This is a genomic window from Bradyrhizobium sp. (assembly GCF_019242285.1).
Taxonomy (GTDB): domain Bacteria; phylum Pseudomonadota; class Alphaproteobacteria; order Rhizobiales; family Xanthobacteraceae; genus Bradyrhizobium.
In genome coordinates, this window is the sequence record NZ_JAFAVV010000527.1 from 1 (window position 1) to 4,922 (window position 4,922).

At 66.5% G+C, this 4,922-nt stretch carries 6 protein-coding genes; 2 read left to right on the top strand and 4 right to left on the bottom strand.

Features of this window, described 5'->3' with window-relative positions; genetic code table 11:
* Together JOY90_RS20925 and thrC are read right to left on the bottom strand one after the other, a co-directional pair.
* Nucleotides 1-497: pitrilysin family protein (locus JOY90_RS20925; protein ID WP_291693010.1), on the bottom strand; the 497-nt coding region annotated here is incomplete at its 3' end.
* Nucleotides 494-1,912, bottom strand: a complete 1,419-nt coding sequence (thrC, locus tag JOY90_RS20930; RefSeq protein ID WP_291693011.1) for a threonine synthase — start codon at nt 1,910-1,912, stop codon at nt 494-496. The genes JOY90_RS20925 and thrC, both read right to left, overlap by 4 nt.
* 890 nt (nt 1,913-2,802) lie before the next feature.
* Here thrC and JOY90_RS20935 point away from each other — a divergent pair.
* Both JOY90_RS20935 and JOY90_RS20940 read left to right on the top strand, forming a co-directional pair.
* Nucleotides 2,803-3,126: a heavy metal-binding domain-containing protein gene (locus JOY90_RS20935; RefSeq protein ID WP_291693012.1), complete on the top strand. Its 324-nt coding sequence runs from the start codon at nt 2,803-2,805 to the stop codon at nt 3,124-3,126.
* Complete coding sequence (locus JOY90_RS20940) at nt 3,123-3,347, top strand: hypothetical protein (protein ID WP_291693013.1); 225 nt, start codon at nt 3,123-3,125, stop codon at nt 3,345-3,347. The genes JOY90_RS20935 and JOY90_RS20940 overlap by 4 nt, the downstream gene beginning before the upstream one ends.
* Before the next feature lie 16 nt (nt 3,348-3,363).
* Here JOY90_RS20940 and JOY90_RS20945 read toward each other — a convergent pair whose 3' ends face one another.
* Nucleotides 3,364-4,146: an SURF1 family protein gene (locus JOY90_RS20945; protein ID WP_291693014.1), complete on the bottom strand. Its 783-nt coding sequence runs from the start codon at nt 4,144-4,146 to the stop codon at nt 3,364-3,366.
* Between the two features lie 334 nt (nt 4,147-4,480).
* On the bottom strand, nt 4,481-4,867 hold the full coding sequence (locus JOY90_RS20950) for a DUF983 domain-containing protein (RefSeq protein ID WP_291693015.1): 387 nt from the start codon (nt 4,865-4,867) through the stop codon (nt 4,481-4,483).
* Between the last annotated feature and the right edge of the window lie 55 nt (nt 4,868-4,922).

The following is a 4,922-nucleotide window of genomic DNA, read 5'->3' on the forward strand; positions in this document are numbered from 1 at the left end:
CGCTTCAGCGTCTTCGCGGTGCCGAGCAGCGAGCGGCCCATCGGCTGGTCGGGATAGCAGAGCTCGTTCAGATGCTCGAACACCACATCGTCGGGCGTGTCCTGCGCCGCGCCGATCTCCTGCACGATCACGTTCTTCTCGCGCTCGAGCTCGTCCGGCTCGAAGGACGGGTTGGCGAGGATGTCGGCAAGCACGTCCAGCGCGAGCGGCACATCGGCCTTCATCACCCTTGCATAGTAGGCCGTGGTCTCGGTCGAGGTGCCGGCGTTGAGATCGCCGCCGACCGCCTCGATGGTTTCCACGATCTCGCGCGCGCTGCGCCGCGTGGTGCCCTTGAACGCCATGTGCTCCAAAAGATGCGAAATGCCGTGCTCGTCCGGCTTCTCGTCGCGGCCGCCAACGCCGGCCCAGACGCCGAGCGCCGCGGTCTCCAGATGCGGCATGGTGTCGGTGACCACCGTGAGGCCCGTGGCAAGCTTGGTGATCTCGACGCTCATCCGGCTACTCCTTGCTTGGCCGCGCGGCTGACCGACCGCACGAACCGCTCGACCTCCGCCTGGTCCTTGTTCATGATCCTGACCCGCTCGGGCCGTGTCATCAGCCCGCCGAGCCAGGCCGGCAGTTGCGGCCTGACACCGCAGGCCGCCGCCACCGCATCCGGGAATTTTGCAGGGTGGGCCGTCGACAGCACGATGTTGGGGATCCGCGAATCGGTATCGGTGCGGTCAGCGACCGCGAGCGCGACGGCGGTGTGCGGATCGACGAGATCGCCGGCCTCGCGCCAGGCGGCGCGAATGGCGGCCGCGCTCTCGGCCTCGTCGGCGCGGCCGGCGTCGAACTCCTCGCGGATCGAAGCCAGCATCGCGTCCGGCAGCACGAAGCGGCCGGACTGCTTGAGCTGCTCCATCAACCGCCGCACGGCTCCGGCGTCGCGCCGGCTCGCCTCGAACAGCAGCCGCTCGAAATTCGAGGAGACCTGGATATCCATCGAGGGCGAGGTGGTCGCATGCACCTCGCGCACCTCGTAATGGCCGGTCTTCAGCGTGCGCGGCAGGATGTCGTTGACATTGGCGGCGATGCGCAACCGCCGCACCGGCAGGCCCATGCGCTTGGCGACGAAGCCGGCGAAGATGTCGCCGAAATTGCCGGTCGGCACAGTGAAGTCGACCGTGCGCGCCGGCGCGCCGAGCGCGACCGCCGAGGTGAAGTAATAGACCACCTGGGCCACGATCCGCGCCCAATTGATGGAATTGACGCCCGACAGCGACACGGCATCGCGGAAGCCGTGGTGGTTGAACATCCCCTTCACCAGCGCCTGGCAGTCGTCGAAGGTGCCTTCGATCGCGAGCGCGTGAACGTTGGCGGCAGCCGTCGTCGTCATCATGCGCCGCTGCACCTCGGAGATGCGGCCGTGCGGAAACAGCACAATGAGATCGACGTTCGCCAGGTTGGCGAACGCCTCGACCGCGGCGCCGCCGGTGTCGCCCGAGGTCGCGACCACGATGGTGGTGCGCTCGCCACGCCTGGCCAGCACATGGTCCATCAGGCGGGAGATGAGCTGCATCGCCACGTCCTTGAAGGCGAGCGTCGGCCCGTGAAACAGCTCCAGCACGAAGTGACGCGGCCCGATCTGGTCGAGCGGCACCACCGCGGGATGGCGGAAGGTGGCATAGGCCTCATTCGCCATCGCGCCGAGATCGGCATCGGAGATCTCGCCGCCGACGAACGGGCGGACCACGTCGACCGCGACCTCCCAATAGGGCCGGCCGAAGAAGCCGGCGATGGTCTCGCCGGCGAGCTGCGGCCAGGTTTCGGGCACGTAGAGGCCGCCGTCACGGGCGAGCCCGGTCAGCATCACGTCACAGAAGCCGAGCGCGGGGGCCTCCCCACGGGTCGAGACGTAGCGCGTCAAGCCGCCCTCCAAAGGCTTCGATCGATCCTTAAGCCTTTGATTTGCATTCAAATTCGACATCAAACCGGGTGAAAGTGACGGCGCACCATAGAGGGTTTTCAGGCGGTGGGAAACAACCGTTGCAATCTGCAAGCCCCGCGGGAGGCCGGAATCGGCCCGGTTTCGGGCCTTGGACGGTGTTCGGATGGAGACGATCCGGCACGAGCAATCGCGTTCTCGCGGCGCGGATGACGCCCGAGGTTTGGCTCGTCGGTGCCGCCCTCGAGGACGAGGGCGCAGGGAAGACCGGGCATCGGCTGACACCCGCGGCCCGCCTGCAACAAGAAACGCAGGCGGCAGTTACCACAGGCTCAACCGGATGATCCGGCCTTCCCTGCGCGATGGTGTTACGACTTATTCCGTGGTCTCCCCGGTGCTCGGGCTCTCTGGTCACCGTCGCCTCGCCGGACCTTGTGAGTCCCGCGGGACTTGATCCCAGCGTCGAGGGATCAGGACCGCACGGCTTCGCCGTCCGCGCCCACGCGGCTCGTCACGCCGCATCAACGCGTCCATCGCATTCCACCCCAACGTTCGTGACGGTCGCGACGCCCCTCGAATGGGATGGAACAGAACGGGAACATACAGATGGAATCAGGAGGCGTCAAGCGGGCATGTGGCAGACATGCCGCGCGCGGGTTGAATCGTCGGATCGGGCTTTCGCGCCTCAAAACCATCTCAGGATCGGCGGCGACATAAGACAGATCTGTAGCCCGCGTGAGCGACTCGTCCGCCGAAGCTCGAAGAGCGAAGGCGGAAGCGATGCGGGGGATCAAAGCGCAACAGTCCCGGTTATCGGGTGCGCTCATCCGGGCTACGCATCTTCTACTGGTCAGACCGAATGGGAGGCTCAATTGATCGTTGTGACAACCGAGAACGTGACCGGGCACAGGACGGTGCGGATGCTGGGGCAATGTTTTGGCGTCGTGGTGCGCAGCCGCGGCATCGGGGGCAACGTCATGGCCGGGCTGCGCTCCATCATTGGCGGCGAGATCCATGAATATACCCAGATGCTGGAGGAGGCGCGCCGGCACGCGCTGGACCGGTTGGTGCAGAATGCGACGGCGATGGGCGCGAACGCGATATTGATGATGCGGTTCGACAGCGCCGAAATCGGCACCACCATGAGCGAGATCGTAGCCTACGGAACAGCGGCGGTGATCGAGCCCACTTCATGACCGTCTTCGTCATCTGGTGCTTGATGATCCTGCTGCCCTTCGCGATCTGGTTCCTGTTCCGCCGGGGCGGCTACAAGCGCCAGCCGCTCGATGCCGCGCCGGGACCGGGCTGGGTCAAGACCGAGGAGCGCTTCGTCGATCCTTCATCCGGCGAGACGCTCGACGTCTGGTTTGACCCGCAAAGCGGCGAGCGCAGCTATGTCAGGGCGCGGGATGGATGAGCCCGCGACCGATAGCTCAGGAGTCGGAGATCATCCGGCCGGCACGCTGCCGGCCGCGCAGCCAGACGGCGAAGGCGATCACCACGGCGACGGCGAGCGAGAACCAGGTGATGGCATATTGCACGTGGTCGTCGCGCAGATGCACCTGCAGCGGGCCGGGTTTCGGGACGCCACTTGGCGGCATCGGCGATTCCAGGTCGACGTAGAACGGCGCGACTGTCTTGCCATCCTTGTCCCAGCCCAGCGCGCGCGTCATCGCATTGGTATCGCGCGCGAACCAGAGCCGCCTGGCCGGGTTTTCCGCAGGCGTGAGCCAGCCTGCGCTTTCGGGAAAGCGGAGATAGCCGGTGAGCGTGACCGGCTGATCGGTGACCAGTCTTGCCACCGCGCGGTCTTCGACGCCGCGATCCTGCATCGTGTTCTCGACGAAGCCGGCGTTGATCGCCACGAGCTCGCCAGCAGGCAGTTGCGCCGGCAGGAAGGCCCAGGTGCCGGGACCGGAGACGTCCTCGCGCACAGCAGAGCCGGCGGTATAGACCATCGCATCGGGCAGGCGCGGATAGGTCGCCGTGAAGGTGACGCGGCGGAATTCGTCGCTCGCCGCCGTCAAGGCGGCCCACTGCGATGGCGGCGGCAGCGGCGCGGGCTCAGCGGCAAGCCGCTCGGTGAGCGCCGCAATCAGCGCATGCTTCTCTTTGCGGCGCTCGAGCTGCCAGACGCCGAGGCCGACGAACAGCGCGACCATGACAAGCGTGAAGATGCCGAAGCCGATGCCGGATTTGCGGAGTGCGGAGCTCATCGTCGCTTACCGGCACTCGAAGCACGAGAGAAGCACGATGCTGCGGCGACGGAAGTGTGTTCCCTCCCCCCTTGCGGGGGAGGGTTAGGGAGGGGGGTAAGCCACACGCGCCACTGCCCGTGGGACCCCCTCCCCCAACCCCTGCCCGCAAGGGGGAGGGGAGCGCAGCGATCGTAGGTCGTAGGGTGGGCTAAGGCGCGAAGCGCCGTGCCCACCATTGTCTCGACAGCACGGCTCGCGATGGTGGGCACGCTTCCTTCTTTGCCTGGCGCGCTTTGGTGCAAGACGCGCTTAGCCCCCCCTACGAGACTATCGTGACGCGACAGCGAGCCCGTCATTTCGGCGCGCGGTCGATGAGGCGGCCCTCGGCGGCCTTGTGGTGGAATTGCAGTGCGATCAGGAGCGACTTCGCCGCGCGCAGCGGCCACAACGTCACCGCGAGGATCAGCGGTATCCACAGCGCCGCATGCACCCAGAACGGCGGCTGGTATTTCACCTCGATGATCAGCGCGGTGAACACGACGATCGCGCCTGCGATCATGATGATGAAGATCGCCGGCCCGTCGTCGCTGTCGATGAAGGCGTAGTCGAGGCCGCAACGCGCGCACGCGGGCGCAAGCGTGAGGAAACCTGCGAACAGCTTGCCCTGTCCGCAGCGCGGGCATTTGCAGGCAAGCCCGCGCAGGATGGTCTGGGAGAGAGGTGTGGCGGCGTCGGTCATGTGATCACAAAGCAAAGGGGCGGCCACAGCGGCCGCCCCTTGTAGCACGATCGTC